Source organism: Streptomyces sp. NPDC037126 (assembly GCF_055605965.1).
In genome coordinates this window covers 291,322-303,797 of the sequence record NZ_JBVJTD010000004.1, presented here as the reverse complement: position 1 = coordinate 303,797, position 12,476 = coordinate 291,322, and the positions used below count along the sequence as shown (strand labels likewise).

Sequence of the window (12,476 nt, the reverse complement as noted above, 5' to 3'; positions counted from 1 at the left end):
TGTCGACGTGGGTGGCCGGGCTCACGTCCGCAGGGCCCGGCGCGCCTTCTAACTCCCCCGTGGCCCGGGCGTCTGCGCCGGCGACCCCACAGGCGATCCCCCGGCACCGACCCGGCGGCCTCGGCGTGAGCCGGCGCCGGAAAAGGCGGCGAGTCCGAGGCTGACGCCGCGTTCAGCGCGAGCGGCGGGCGGTCGCGTGGAGGTGTTCGAGGGCGTCGAGGACCCTCGTGCGGCGGTACCAGGACAGCCAGCGGCCCGTGGCGGCGGCGCAGGACTGCAGCGCGTCGAGCTGGACCCGGGTGAGGCCGGTCATCGGGCGCACGTGGTGGGAGGACATCACGCCCAGCAGGATCTTCTCCTCGCTCAGCACCGGCACACTGTGGCAGCTGCGGCTGCCGGCGTGGAGGATCACCCGGCGGGACTCCTCGTCGAAGACGGGAGCGGTGGCCACGTCGGCGACGGTGATCTGTTCCGTGGTGCGGGCCGCCTCGGAACAGGCGGTACCGGAATGGTCGACGAAGGTGAAGTGATCGGTGAACTGGCGGTTCAGCCCGGTGTGCCTGGCCATCCGAAGGAGCTGGTTCTCGGCGAGCTGCACATTGCCCATGTCGGTTCCGGTGATGTCCAGCACCCGGTGCAGAGCGGCGTCCAGGACGGCGCCCTGCGAGGTGGGGTCGGCGCCGTCCGTCCAGCGCAGTGCGGTGAGCGCGGGCGGCCCGGGACGGGTCCGGCCGGGGAACCAGAGGGGGGCGCCCGGGTTCGGACCGGGGACGCGGACCAGTGCGTCGGCGATGGTGTGGATCTTTATGTTGTGCTGCTGGGAGGCGGTGCGCAGCAGCGCGAAGGCCTCCCGGAAGCCGGCCAGCCGGTACCGCTCCTTGAGGATGCCCTCCGCCGCCGCGACGGCCGAACGGGCGATGGTGCGGTTGCGCAGCTCGGTGTAGTGCCGGCGCAGCAGCTGGAGTTCGTCCGGGTCCTGCACGGCGGAGGGTTCCGGCACGGGCGCCACGTGGCTTTCGGATTCCAGGCTCACGGAGTCGACTCTTTCCCTTGACCAAGAGGATTCGCTGCGTCTGTGACATGCACAGACCGTGTGATGCCTACGTCCCAAGCACTGCCGGTGATTTTAGCGCGTCGGCCCGGAAGCGGAACCGGCCCGTGCGCGCGTGCGGCGCAGGCCGGCGGCCCGCGCGGTCAAGTCGCCTGTGGGGCTGTGCCGTTGCCGGACGGGACGGGGAACGGACCGAGCGCGTGGATTGCGTTCCCCGCCCCGCCGGGTCGGCCCGCCGCCGGACGTCGGCGGTGCGGCGGCGGGCCGGTCTGGGGGCTGCGGCCTCGATACCGGGCCTTTCGCTGCGCGTGGTGGTGGAAGATCCTGTTCAGACCCTCCGACGCCGTTCACCCGCGGGCCAGCGGAGCCGGGCCGACCGGGTGAAGCGGCGGCCCGGGCGGAGTCCCAGCCCTTGTCCGTGTCCTCGGCCGTGCCCGGGTCGGCCGTCGACCGGTGCGCGGCGGCCTTGGCACCGTCCGGCGGCACCTTGTTCGCCCGGCCCTGGACCCTGGTCTTCAGGGAGCCGGTGACCTGCTTGCGCCGGTCGTGCGTAACCACCTCGAAGGCCTGCCGGGCGCCGTCGTCCGCGCCATCCTTGTCCGCGGCGCCGACCTTGGTGCCCCCGTGTCCGCCCGCCTGAAGAAGTCGGTCACGTTCGGATCGACCACCGACAGGTCGTCGAACAAGTCGGTGTCCGCCAAGGCATCGCACTGCCCCACTCCGGCGTCGAGCACGGCGACGTCGATCTCCGGACCGGTCGTGGCGGCACCAGCCGTTCCACGCCCGCCGCCTTCCGGAGGTCGGCCCGTACGGCCGGACCCGGGCACCCGTCTCGCGCAGTTCCCGCGCGGCGTGCTCCAGGCGGCCGTCCTCGGTGTTGCTCGGCACGTCGTAGCCGTGCTCCGCGAACTGCCTGGCCGGTGCGTGCCCGATGGCACTCCGGGGCGCGGTCACCAGGGCGAGCGGCCTGTCCTCGTCCATGCGGTCCGGAGTGACCACCGGCGCCCCGGCCCAACTCTGTGCGGCGGCGGTTTCCGCCGGTGGGGCGGGTGCCGGAGGCGGCTTCAGGAACTGACGGCAGTGGGGCCTTAGTTGATATGGGAAGCTTTGGCCAACCGTTTGCGGGTCCGAGGCCGTGACGGTCGTCGAGAGGAGCCCAGCGTGACACAGGACGGCTTCCAGGCCGTGCACATCGACACCAGCAAGCCGCATCCCGCGCGGATCTACGACTACCTGCTGGGCGGCAAGGACAACTACGAGGTGGACCAGCAGGCGGGCGACCGGCTCGCGGCCGCGGCGCCCGAGGCGCGGATCGGCGTACGGGCGAACCGCGCCTTCCTGCACCGGGCCGTCCGGTACGTCGTCGACAGCGGGGTCCGCCAGCTCCTGGACGTCGGCGCGGGGCTGCCCACCTCGCCGAACGTGCACGAGGTCGCCCAGCAGGCGGCGCCGGACGTGCGGGTCGCCTACGTGGACAACGACCCGATCGTGGCCGCCCACGGCAACGCGCTGCTGAGCCGTTCCGGTACGACCAGCATCGTGCTCGGCGACCTGCGGGACCCGAGGTCCATCGTCGACCACCCCGACGTCCGCAAGGTCATCGACTTCGAGCAGCCGGTCGCCCTGCTCCTCGTCGCCATCCTGCACTTCCTCACCGACGCGGAGCGGCCCGAGCAGATCGTCGCCGCCCTGCGGGACGCGCTGCCCGTGGGCAGTTTCCTGGTGCTCTCGCACGCCACGGGCGACTTCGCCGACCGCAGCGCGGCCCAGGCCGTGTACAACAACGCCACCGCGAGCCTCAACCTGCGGTCCCGCGCCGAGGTGGAACGGTTCTTCGACGGCTTCGAACTGGTCGAACCCGGCCTGGCCCAGGTGCCGTTCTGGCGCCCGGACGCCACACCGCCGCCCCGGTCCGCCGAGATCGGCTTCTACGGCGGCGTGGCCCGCAGGACCGCCTGAGGCACCGCACGGCTCCTAGGGCCTGTCTGACGATTCCCGTCTGCCGCGCCACGCCATGCACGCACTCTCGCCGCGCCGCGCTCCGGGCACCAGCCCGGCGCGGCGACGGTGCTGGCGGCGGCGGTGAGCCTGGCCGTGCCGTCCTTCGTGCCCGGGCGCGGCGCGTACGTGGGCGCGGGGGTCGTCACCGGCCGGACCGAGACGGCGACCGGGGTGGGCGGCCCGCCCCTCGCCCTCGTCTACCAGCACCGGCCACCCGGTGAGCTGCGCGCCACGGTCGCCGTGTGCTTCCTGGTCGGCGACCTCGCGGATGCGTTCACGGGTGCGCGGGTCGACCTTGCCGATGCCGTTGAGGGCGTGGGACACCGTGGTCCGGGACACCGACGCCGCCTCGGCGACGTCGGCGATGGTGGGCCCGCGGGCGCCGCGGGACATCGTCATGCGCCCATCTTCCCAACCTCCGCCGAGGCGGACCAGCACCCCCCTCGTGCCTTGGGAACGGCGGGGCCCGGGGCATCCGCTTGGTGAGGTTCGCGCGATGGTGCGACTCTAGGTGGAGAGCTGCCCGACGAGGGGAACCCTGGAGGGCCGATGGGGCGTGACGTCCCGGCGCTCGTCTTCACCCGCGAGGACCGCCGCCGGTACCGGGTCAAGATGCAGGAGTGTCTCGACGCGTTCGCCAAGATGCTGCGCGAGGCACGGTTCGAGTCCGAGCGGCCGCAGGTCGGCCTGGAGATAGAGCTGAATCTCGTCGACGACGGCGCCGAGCCGGCGATGCGCAACAACGATGTGCTGGAGGCCATCTCCGATCCGGCCTGGTCCACCGAGCTGGGCCGGTTCAACCTGGAGATCAACGTGCCGCCGCGGCGGCTGATCGCGGGCGGTCCGGACGCCTGGGAGTCCGAGATCCGTGCCGCGCTCAACCACGCCGACGAGCGGGCGCGGTCGGTGGGCGCCCGGCTGATCATGGTCGGCATCCTGCCCACCCTGCGCCAGGAGGACATCGGCGAGGACTCGCTGTCGGAGAACCCCCGCTACCGGCTGCTCAACGACCAGGTCTTCGCGGCCCGGGGCGAGGACCTGCACATCGAGGTGGACGGCGACGACCGGCTGCGCACCTACGCGGACACCATCACCCCGGAGGCCGCGTGCACCAGCACGCAGTTCCATCTTCAGGTCTCCCCGGAGGAGTTCGCGGGGTACTGGAACGCCGCGCAGGCGATCGCCGGTGTCCAGGTGGGCCTTGCGGCGAACTCGCCCTTCCTGTTCGACAAGGAGCTGTGGCACGAGACCCGGATCCCGCTGTTCGAGCAGGCCACGGACACCCGTCCACAGGAGATCAAGGTGCAGGGCGTACGGCCCCGGGTGTGGTTCGGGGAGCGGTGGATCAACAGCGTCTTCGACCTGTTCGAGGAGAACCTGCGGTACTTCCCGGCCCTCCTGCCGCTGTGCGACGAGCAGCAGCCCGCGGAGACGCTGGACCGCGGTGACATACCCGACCTCGGTGAACTCACCCTGCACAACGGCACGATCTACCGCTGGAACCGACCCGTCTACGCCGTCGCCAACGACCGTCCGCACATCCGGGTGGAGAACCGGGTGCTGCCCGCGGGGCCGACCGTCGCCGACACCCTGGCCAACGGCGCCTTCTACTACGGCCTGACGCGCGCCCTGGTCGAGGAGGACCGGCCGGTGTGGTCGCGGATGTCCTTCAAGGCCGCCGAGGAGAACCTGCACACCGCCGCCCGGCACGGCATCGAGGCGCGGCTGTACTGGCCCGGGATGGGCGAGGTGCCCGTGCCGGAACTGGTGCTGCGCCGCCTGCTGCCGCTCGCCCACCGCGGTCTCGAACTCTCCGGGATGGACGAGGCGTGGCGGGAGCCCCTGCTGGGGATCATCGAGCAGCGCTGTGTGGCGGGTCGCAACGGGGCGGTGTGGCAGAAGGAGATGTTCCACCACATCGCCGACACCACGCGGGCGGGCCGGCACGAGGCGCTGCGGCGGATGACGCAGGTGTACATCGACTACATGCACCTCAACGCCCCGGTGCACACCTGGCCGGTCGACTGAGCCCGGTCAGGGGCGGGTTCGCCGTGTGTGCACGGCCCGGTCGGAGGCCGAGTCGCGCATCCCGGCGAACTCCTCCTTCGCGAGGACCGGTTCGGTCGGCTGCGGTGGGATGCCGGTGCCGTCGTAGGTGCGGCCGGTGCGGGTCGGGTGCTGCTCCCTCGGCAGGGTGGACACCATGCTCAGCGCTGCGCGACGACGCACGGGCCGGTTCGGCCGCCGAAGACGGGATACGGGGGCAGGGGCGCGGCCTCCCAGTCGTCGGCGAGCTTCCGCAGCAGCAGGTCCGCCGTCTCGGCGAGGGCCGGGCAGTCGTCCAGGGTCCGGCCCATCTCCCAGCGGTGGCGCAGGACCTGACGCACCAGGGGCGCCCGCCGGGTCCGGTGCAGGGGCTTGTCGGCGGCCGCCGTGTGCGGGAGCAGGCGCACGGTCACGTCGACCGTCCACACGGCGACCGCCCGGCGCATCCCGGCCTCCCAGACGAGGTCGTCCGCCAGCGCCGGATACGCCCGCACGACCTCGGCGCGGTACGCCTGCTCGGTCTCCCGTGCCAGTTCCTCGGGCAGTGTGAAGACGCACCAGCAGGTGGAGAAGGGCATCCGGCAGTACGCGGCCGTCAGGAAGACCGACTGGAAGCAGGATCCCTCGAAGTCGATCAGCCGGAGCCCGTCGGGGGTCAGGAGGTTGTTGTCGGGGCAGGTGTCCCCCGGTGTGAAGGCGGGGTACCGCTCCCCTCCGGCCGTCCCGATCCGGGCCAGTTCCGCGGCCAGGCCGGGCGGCGCGGTGACGCCCGCCCCCTCCAGCAGGGGGATCAGCGCGGTGGCGTTCCGCTCGGCCCAGGGCTCGTCCTGCCAGCTCGACGCGCCCGCGTCGTACCGGGCCGTCAGGCGGCTGAACTCCCCCTGCCCGCCCACCGATCCGGCGGCCAGCCGGCCGAGGGCGCGGGCCCAGGCGAGCAGCCCCTCCGCGGCGGCCTTCGGGTCGGCTCCGAGCAGCACGTCCGCCAGCGTCGGCGCCGCCCCGAGATCCTCCATCACCAGCAGCGGTACGGCCGGGTCCGCAGCGAGCAGTGCGGGGGTCCGGTGGAGGGCGAGCCCGGCGGCCTCGGACGTGAAGGAGCGCAGCGCTTCCGGCTCGCGGGCGTACGACTTGACGACCACGCTGCCGCCGGCGGCCGTACGACAGCGCAGGACCGTGCTGCGCCGGCTGCCGCCGAGGTCGACCGGGTCGGACAGATCGGTGCCCAGCAGTTCGCCGGCCACGCGCAGGGAGAGATCCACTCCGGCATCCTGCCACCGCGCCCGGAGCTTCCGCAGCCGTGTTTCCGGCTCCCCGGCGGCCTGGCCGGGAGGACGCGCTTGGTCCGGGCGCCCGCTACGCGGACGCGCAGGTCGGACGTTCCTCCGGCGCCCCGGGGCACAGCGGCGCGTCCGGCAGGTGGTGCCGGGCCCACCGGGCGAGTTCCTGGAGCGCGGGGTCCAGCGCGGCCCCGGCCTCGGTGAGGCGGTAGGAGACGCGTAGCGGCGGGCCCTCGTCCACCTCGCGCAGGACGAGACCGGCCGCGCCGAGCTCCGCGAGCCGGTCGGAGAGCATGCGCTCGCTGATGCCGGGCACGGCCCGCCGGATGTCGGCGAAATAGGCGGGGTGCTCCACCAGCACGGACACGATCGGTCCGCTCCAGCGCTTGCCGAGCAACTGGAAGACGCGGGTGATGCCTTCGTCCACCCGTTTGCACGCCGCGCTGTCGTGGTTCTGCTCCTCCGCCATGCGCCAAGGGTACTACCCCGAGGTAGGGGGATGAAAAAAAGTAAGTCCCTATGCTAGATATAGTCGAGTACGAAACGTCAGCCCGCCGGTAGCGGGTCACCGGTACCGGTGCGGGCCGACCCTTCACTCCTTGGAGCCCCCATGGCCACCCTGCTGCACATCGACTCTTCCGTGTTCCCGGCCGAGGCGTCGGCCTCGCGCGCCGTCACCGAGGCCTTCCGAGCGCACTGGCTGGAGCAGCACCCCGAGGGCACGGTCGTCCACCACGACCTGGCGGCCCGGCCCGTCCCGCACATCACCGCCGACGCGCACACCGCCGGTTTCACCGATCCCGCCTCGCACACGCCGGAGCAGGCCGCCGCCTTCGCCGCGCGCGTCCGGCTGATCGAGGAGCTCGAGCAGGCCGACGCGGTGCTGATCGGCGCCCCGATGTACAACTTCTCGATTCCCTCGACCCTGAAGGCCTGGCTGGACAACGTGATACTCATCGGCCGCACCGCCGGCGGGACCCAGAGCGCGAAGGGCACCCCGGTGACCGTCGTCGCCAGCCGCGGCGGCGCGTACGGCCCGGGCACCCCGCGCGAGGGGTACGAGTACGTGCAGAACTACCTCGGGACCATCCTTGCCGACTCCCTCGGCATGGACCTGGACTTCATCGTCCCCGAACTGACCATGGCCCCGCACAACCCGGCGATGGCCGAGCTGATCCCGCTGTACGAGGCCTCCCGTCAGCGCGCCCTCGACGAGGCGGCCGTGAAGGCCAAGGAGCTCGCGCGGCGCCTGGCGGCCTGAGCCGGCGGCCCCGCGAAGGATCCGGGACCACCTTCGCGGGGCCGGTGCACACCACCGGCCGGCCGGCGCCAAGGGCCTGTCGTTCGGATCAGGTCGGCCTGGCCCACGGTGCGTTGTCAGCCGACCCGAGCGGGGTGTGGTGCGTGCAGCTGCAAGGCGGAGCAACGCCCGCGTACCGGATGTACTCGGGTGATGCGACCACGCGGCGTGGGGGTACCCCGGCCGAAGGCTGGGGGAGTGCCGTGCCGGGCGTCGCAAGCCGGTGAACCTTTCCGGTCGCAGCACTAGCGTGGTGTCATGCGTGTCGACCATTCACCCGAGTCACTGGGGCCCGGGGCGTTCTACCGGCTGCTGACGGCCGTCGTGGTCCCCCGGCCCATCGCCTGGGTCTCGACCCTCACACCGGACGGCGAGACGGCCAACCTTGCCCCGCACTCGTTCTTCACCGTCGCCTGCACCGACCCGCCGATCGTGCAGTTCACCTCCGTGGGACGCAAGGACTCGCTGCGCAACGTCGAGGCGACGGGCGAGTTCGTCGTCAACTTCGCCCCGGAGCCGCTCTTCGCGCAGATCAACGCGACCTCGACCGACTTTCCCCGGGACGAGGGGGAGTTCGACGCCGTGGGCATCGAGCGGGAGTCCTCCCTGCGGGTGAAGCCGCCGCGCGTGGCCGCCTCCCCGGTCGCCCTGGAGTGCACCCTCCACTCGACGCTGCGGCTGGGCGACTCCACGGTGGTCTTCGGCCGGGTCGTGCACGCCGCCGTGCACGAGGACGTCCTGGTGGACGGCCGGCCCGACATCCGGCGGCTGCGGCCACTGTCCCGGCTGGGCGGGAACGAGTGGGGCACGGTCGGCGAGGTGCACGAGCTGGCCCGCGTCGCCTACCGGGACCTCCCCCGGAACTGAGTCACCACGGGCCTCACGCCAGGACGAGCACCAGGGGGATCCCCCGGCACGGCACCAGGCGCATGCCGTCGTGGACGGCGGGCCTCGCCTCGGCGAGGACCTCGCCGAAGTCCGGCCCCTTGGTGAGGGAGCCCGCCAGATGGGCGGGGTCGGCGGAGGCGGCGACCCGGCCGCGCGCGTTCACCAGACGGGCGGGCCGGGCGAGGCGCCGCAGCAGCGGCAGGGCGGCGGCCTCGAAGTGCCGCAGATACACGTCGGCGGCGGCCACCCCGGCGAACCGCCCCTGGATCAGCACCGGTTCGGACAGCGTGAGGCTGTACTCGTCGGAGCAGAGGTAGTCGACGTACGGTCCGGCCACGGCCCGCCGCCCCGTGTCGCGGGGCAGCGTGAACCAGTCCCAGTGCGTGTAGTCGGAGTACGCCGAGTGGCCCGGGTCGAGGTCGAGGAGCAGCGGGCGGACGTCGCCGTCGGCGCCGGACTGCCACCACTCCAGCCAGGCGGGCACATCGGCGAGCAGGCCGGGGTCGGCGACGAAGCCCACGCCGGAGACCAGTTCCTCGCGGGTGAGGCGCAGATGCAGGCCGGGCCGCAGCGCGGCGAGGTCGGCGCTGGCGGGCCGGCGGCCCTCGCCGGCCACCCGGTCGAGCAGGGCGGCCGTGTCGGCGCGGGTGGCGGCGACCGTGTCGAAGACCGCCTCCAGCGCTCGGCCCACCTGCGCGGCCACCCACAGCTCCGCTTCCGTGCCGAGGGTGGCGAGCCCGGAGCTGACGCCCATGGTGTCCTCCAGCGGACGGGAACCGGACGCGGCGCGTTCAGAGGGTGAGGCGTACGGCGACGAGACGCGCCGTCGACTCCCTGACGCACCGCTCGGCCGGCGTGCCGGCCGTTTCGTGGGCCCCATCCTGCACGGCTGAGATCACGGCGCGGTGACGGTCCGCAACTTCTTCACGATATGCGTCGTCGGCCAGGACGAGGCAGAGCAGCGCCCCCACCTCGCTCTGCAGGGCGACCTGTTCGCGGGTGAGCCGGGCCGACTGGGCGGCGGCGGCGAGTTCGACGTGGAAGCGGCCGTACAGGCGGCTACGGGCCGGCACGTCCTCGGCCCGCGCCAACTCGTCTGCGGTGCGGCGGAGTTGGTGAAGATCGTCGGGTTCGGTGCGCTGGGCGGCGAGGCGGGCGGCCGCCCCGGACAGGGCGGCCCAGTGATCGCCGAGGTCGCGCAGTTCCTCGGTGCTCCAGCCGAGCAGCCGGGCCCTGAGGCGGTCGTCGGCGGGGACCTCGGGCAGGGCGACGAAGCTGCCTCCGCCGCGACCGCGGCGGGTGGTGACCAGGCCCTGCTGCCGCAGGGCCATGAGCGCCTCGCGCAGGGTGACGGTGGAGACGCCGAGCTGTCCGGCCAGCTCGGTCTCACCGGGGAGTTGCTCGCCGTCGGCGAGGAGGCCCAGCTCGATGGCGTCGCCGATGCGGCGGACGACCGCGTCCACGCGGGCCCGGCTGTCCACCGGACTGAAGACGGCCCTGCGGGCGCCGCCCCCGATCTCGTACTGCCTCACTGCCACCACCTCGTGCGTTGACTCAAGCTTTACCCTAAGGGGCTCTTGAGCTTTGAACTATGACTTCATATGTTTACTGTCAACGTACAGCGCGCCAGAAAGGTTCCCGTATGGGGGGAATTGCGATCCGGCTGCAGGACCTGCGGAAGTCCTTCGGCGGGACGAACGCGGTGGCCGGGGTCGACCTGGAGATCCGGGACGGGGAGTTCTTCTCGATGCTCGGGCCGTCCGGCTCCGGGAAGACGACGGTCCTGCGGCTCGTCGCCGGGTTCGAGACACCCGACCAGGGCCGGATCGAGCTCGCCGGACAGGAGGTCACCGGGCTCGCCCCGTTCGAACGGGACGTGCACACCGTCTTCCAGGACTACGCCCTCTTCCCGCACATGACGGTGGAGCAGAACGTGGCGTACGGGCTGCGGGTCCGGAAGGTGCCCAAGGCCGAACGCCTGGTCCGCGCCCGCAAGGCGCTCGCCGAGGTACGGCTCGAGGGCTACGGCCAGCGGCGCCCCGCGCAGCTCTCCGGCGGTCAGCGCCAGCGCGTCGCGCTCGCCCGCGCGCTCGTGGGCCGGCCCCGCGTCCTGCTGCTCGACGAGCCACTCGGCGCCCTCGACCTGAAGCTGCGCGAGCAGATGCAGGTCGAACTCAAGGCGATCCAGCGAGAGGTGGGCATCACCTTCGTGTTCGTGACCCACGACCAGGACGAGGCGCTGACGATGAGCGACCGGATCGCCGTCTTCGACCAGGGCCGCATCGCCCAGGTCGGCACGCCCGCGGAGATCTACGAACGCCCGGCGACCGCCTTCGTCGCTTCCTTCGTCGGCACCTCGAACCTGCTCGACGGCGAGGTGGCCCACCGGGTCGTCGGCGCTCCCGGCACGTACAACATCCGCCCGGAGAAGATCCGCGTCCTGAAGGAGTCCGCCGAGGCGGACGAGCCGGCGCACGCCACGGCGACCGGCACCGTGGCCGAGGTCGTCTACCTCGGCGACGCCACCCGCTTCCTCGTCGACCTCGACGGCGGCGGCCGGCTCACCGCGGTGCAGCAGAACCTGGAGACCTCCTCGGAGGACGTCGCCGCCTACCGCGGCACCCGGGTCCGCCTGCGGTGGCACCACCGGCACGCCGTCCGGCTGCCCTCCTGACCCGCCCCTGCCCGCTTTCCCCGTCCCCATGGAGAACGTCGTGCGTCTGACCCGTACCCTGCGCACCGCGGCCTGCGCCGCCGCGCTGCTGCTCGCCGCCGCCTGCGACTCCTCCGGCTCCGGCGGCTCCTCGGCCACCGGTCTCAACCCGCCCGACCTCAAGGCCCCCACGAAGCTGGGCAGGACCGAGGGCGAGGTCGATCTCGTCGCCTGGGCCGGATATGTCGAGGACGGCTCCAACGACCCGAAGGTGAACTGGGTCGGCGACTTCGAGAAGCAGACGGGGTGCCAGGTCCACTCCAAGGTCGCCGCCAGTTCGGACGAGATGGTCAAGCTGATGAAGACCGGCGAGTACGACGCCGTCTCCGCCTCCGGCGACGCCTCCCTGCGCCTGATCGCCTCCGGTGACGCCGCTCCCGTCAACACCGGCCTGGTGCCCCACTACAAGGACGTCTTCAGCGGGCTGAAGAACGGCGCCTGGAACTCCGTGAAGGGCCGGATGTACGGCATCCCGCACGGCCGCGGCGCCAACCTGCTGATGTACAACACCTCGAAGGTGAGCCCCGCGCCCACCTCCTGGTCGGCGGTCTTCGACGGCGCCTCGAAGTACAAGGGCCATGTCACCGCGTACGACTCGCCGATCTACATCGCCGACGCGGCCCTCTACCTCAAGGCCACCAGGCCCGAGTTGAGGATCAAGGACCCCTACGCGCTGGACCAGAAGCAGTTCGACGCCGCCGTGGCACTGCTGAAGCGGCAGAACGCGGACGTGGGCGAGTACTGGAGCGACTACCTCAAGGAGGTCTCCGCCTTCAAGAGCGGCGACTCCGTGGTCGGGACCACCTGGCAGGTCATCGCGAGCCTCGCCGCGTCCGAGGGCGCCAAGGTCAAGGCGCTGGTCCCGAAGGAGGGTTCGACGGGCTGGTCGGACACCTGGATGGTCTCCAGCAAGGCCAAGCACCCCAACTGCGCCTACAAGTGGCTGAACTGGATCGTCTCCCCCAAGGTCAACGCGGAGGTCGCCGAGTACTTCGGGGAGGCACCGGCCAACTCCAAGGCCTGCGCCGAGACCAGTGACAAGAACTTCTGCACGGTCTACCACGCGGCCGACGAGAGCTACTGGAAGAAGATCGCCTTCTGGAACACGCCCATCGAGCAGTGCCTGGACGGCCGCACGGACGTCAAGTGCGTGCCGTACACCAAGTGGGTGCAGGCCTGGACCGAGATCAAGGGCTGAGC

Annotated in this window: 12 protein-coding genes and 2 pseudogenes; 7 read left to right on the top strand and 7 right to left on the bottom strand. The window is 72.1% G+C overall.

The features are described 5' to 3' along the window. Nucleotides 1-172 precede the first annotated feature (172 nt). Complete coding sequence (locus ACZ7FF_RS12915) at nt 173-1,033, bottom strand: GAF and ANTAR domain-containing protein (RefSeq protein WP_470811899.1); 861 nt, start codon at nt 1,031-1,033, stop codon at nt 173-175. A 1,179-nt stretch (nt 1,034-2,212) separates the two neighbouring features. Between ACZ7FF_RS12915 and ACZ7FF_RS12910 the strand changes: the two genes are divergently transcribed. Together ACZ7FF_RS12910 and ACZ7FF_RS12905 are read left to right on the top strand one after the other, a co-directional pair. Continuing rightward, nucleotides 2,213-3,010, top strand: a complete 798-nt coding sequence (locus ACZ7FF_RS12910; protein WP_470811897.1) for an SAM-dependent methyltransferase — start codon at nt 2,213-2,215, stop codon at nt 3,008-3,010. Nucleotides 3,011-3,106: 96 nt separating this feature from the next. Continuing rightward, a pseudogene (locus ACZ7FF_RS12905) lies at nt 3,107-3,319 on the top strand (sulfite exporter TauE/SafE family protein); the annotation flags it as partial. On the opposite strand, the pseudogene ACZ7FF_RS12900 reads toward ACZ7FF_RS12905, so the two are convergent. Next, nucleotides 3,308-3,451, bottom strand: a pseudogene (locus tag ACZ7FF_RS12900) (LacI family DNA-binding transcriptional regulator); the annotation flags it as partial. The pseudogenes ACZ7FF_RS12905 and ACZ7FF_RS12900 overlap by 12 nt on opposite strands. Before the next feature lie 150 nt (nt 3,452-3,601). Here ACZ7FF_RS12900 and ACZ7FF_RS12895 point away from each other — a divergent pair. Beyond that, on the top strand, nt 3,602-5,080 hold the full coding sequence (locus ACZ7FF_RS12895) for a glutamate-cysteine ligase family protein (RefSeq protein ID WP_470811895.1): 1,479 nt from the start codon (nt 3,602-3,604) through the stop codon (nt 5,078-5,080). A 6-nt stretch (nt 5,081-5,086) separates the two neighbouring features. Here the strand turns inward: ACZ7FF_RS12895 and ACZ7FF_RS12890 are convergent, their stop codons facing one another. The 3 genes from ACZ7FF_RS12890 to ACZ7FF_RS12880 all read right to left on the bottom strand — a co-directional run bounded on the left by ACZ7FF_RS12890 (nt 5,087) and on the right by ACZ7FF_RS12880 (nt 6,844). Then, complete coding sequence (locus tag ACZ7FF_RS12890; RefSeq protein ID WP_470811893.1) at nt 5,087-5,257, bottom strand: hypothetical protein; 171 nt, start codon at nt 5,255-5,257, stop codon at nt 5,087-5,089. Nucleotides 5,258-5,259: 2 nt separating this feature from the next. Next, nucleotides 5,260-6,357 (bottom strand): hypothetical protein, encoded by a 1,098-nt coding sequence (locus ACZ7FF_RS12885; protein ID WP_470811891.1) that lies wholly within the window; start codon nt 6,355-6,357, stop codon nt 5,260-5,262. A gap of 94 nt (nt 6,358-6,451) precedes the next feature. Then, entirely contained in the window at nt 6,452-6,844 is a 393-nt protein-coding gene (locus tag ACZ7FF_RS12880) for a winged helix-turn-helix transcriptional regulator (RefSeq protein ID WP_470811885.1), read from the bottom strand. 141 nt (nt 6,845-6,985) lie between these two features. Here ACZ7FF_RS12880 and ACZ7FF_RS12875 point away from each other — a divergent pair, with 141 nt between their 5' ends. After that, a complete protein-coding gene (locus tag ACZ7FF_RS12875) occupies nt 6,986-7,636 on the top strand; it encodes an FMN-dependent NADH-azoreductase (protein WP_470811883.1) in 651 nt (216 codons plus the stop codon). Nucleotides 7,637-7,933: 297 nt separating this feature from the next. Continuing rightward, entirely contained in the window at nt 7,934-8,542 is a 609-nt protein-coding gene (locus ACZ7FF_RS12870; protein ID WP_470811882.1) for a flavin reductase family protein, read from the top strand. 13 nt (nt 8,543-8,555) lie between these two features. Here ACZ7FF_RS12870 and ACZ7FF_RS12865 read toward each other — a convergent pair whose 3' ends face one another. Both ACZ7FF_RS12865 and ACZ7FF_RS12860 read right to left on the bottom strand, forming a co-directional pair. Then, nucleotides 8,556-9,317, bottom strand: coding sequence for a cache domain-containing protein (locus ACZ7FF_RS12865; protein WP_470811881.1), 762 nt, complete (start codon nt 9,315-9,317; stop codon nt 8,556-8,558). Nucleotides 9,318-9,354: 37 nt separating this feature from the next. Continuing rightward, nucleotides 9,355-10,095 (bottom strand): FadR/GntR family transcriptional regulator, encoded by a 741-nt coding sequence (locus ACZ7FF_RS12860; RefSeq protein WP_470811879.1) that lies wholly within the window; start codon nt 10,093-10,095, stop codon nt 9,355-9,357. Nucleotides 10,096-10,205: 110 nt separating this feature from the next. Here ACZ7FF_RS12860 and ACZ7FF_RS12855 point away from each other — a divergent pair, with 110 nt between their 5' ends. Then, entirely contained in the window at nt 10,206-11,237 is a 1,032-nt protein-coding gene (locus ACZ7FF_RS12855) for an ABC transporter ATP-binding protein (protein ID WP_470811878.1), read from the top strand. Between the two features lie 40 nt (nt 11,238-11,277). Continuing rightward, nucleotides 11,278-12,474 (top strand): ABC transporter substrate-binding protein, encoded by a 1,197-nt coding sequence (locus ACZ7FF_RS12850; protein WP_470811877.1) that lies wholly within the window; start codon nt 11,278-11,280, stop codon nt 12,472-12,474. Nucleotides 12,475-12,476: the final 2 nt, after the last annotated feature.

Coding starts and splice junctions, on each gene's coding strand:
- ACZ7FF_RS12890 (WP_470811893.1), bottom strand. CDS start 5,257: ATGGTGTCCACCCTGCCGAGGGAGCAGCACCCGACCCGCACCGGCCGC.
- ACZ7FF_RS12865 (WP_470811881.1), bottom strand. CDS start 9,317: ATGGGCGTCAGCTCCGGGCTCGCCACCCTCGGCACGGAAGCGGAGCTG.
- ACZ7FF_RS12870 (WP_470811882.1), top strand. CDS start 7,934: ATGCGTGTCGACCATTCACCCGAGTCACTGGGGCCCGGGGCGTTCTAC.
- ACZ7FF_RS12875 (WP_470811883.1), top strand. CDS start 6,986: ATGGCCACCCTGCTGCACATCGACTCTTCCGTGTTCCCGGCCGAGGCG.
- ACZ7FF_RS12855 (WP_470811878.1), top strand. CDS start 10,206: ATGGGGGGAATTGCGATCCGGCTGCAGGACCTGCGGAAGTCCTTCGGC.
- ACZ7FF_RS12880 (WP_470811885.1), bottom strand. CDS start 6,844: ATGGCGGAGGAGCAGAACCACGACAGCGCGGCGTGCAAACGGGTGGAC.
- ACZ7FF_RS12895 (WP_470811895.1), top strand. CDS start 3,602: ATGGGGCGTGACGTCCCGGCGCTCGTCTTCACCCGCGAGGACCGCCGC.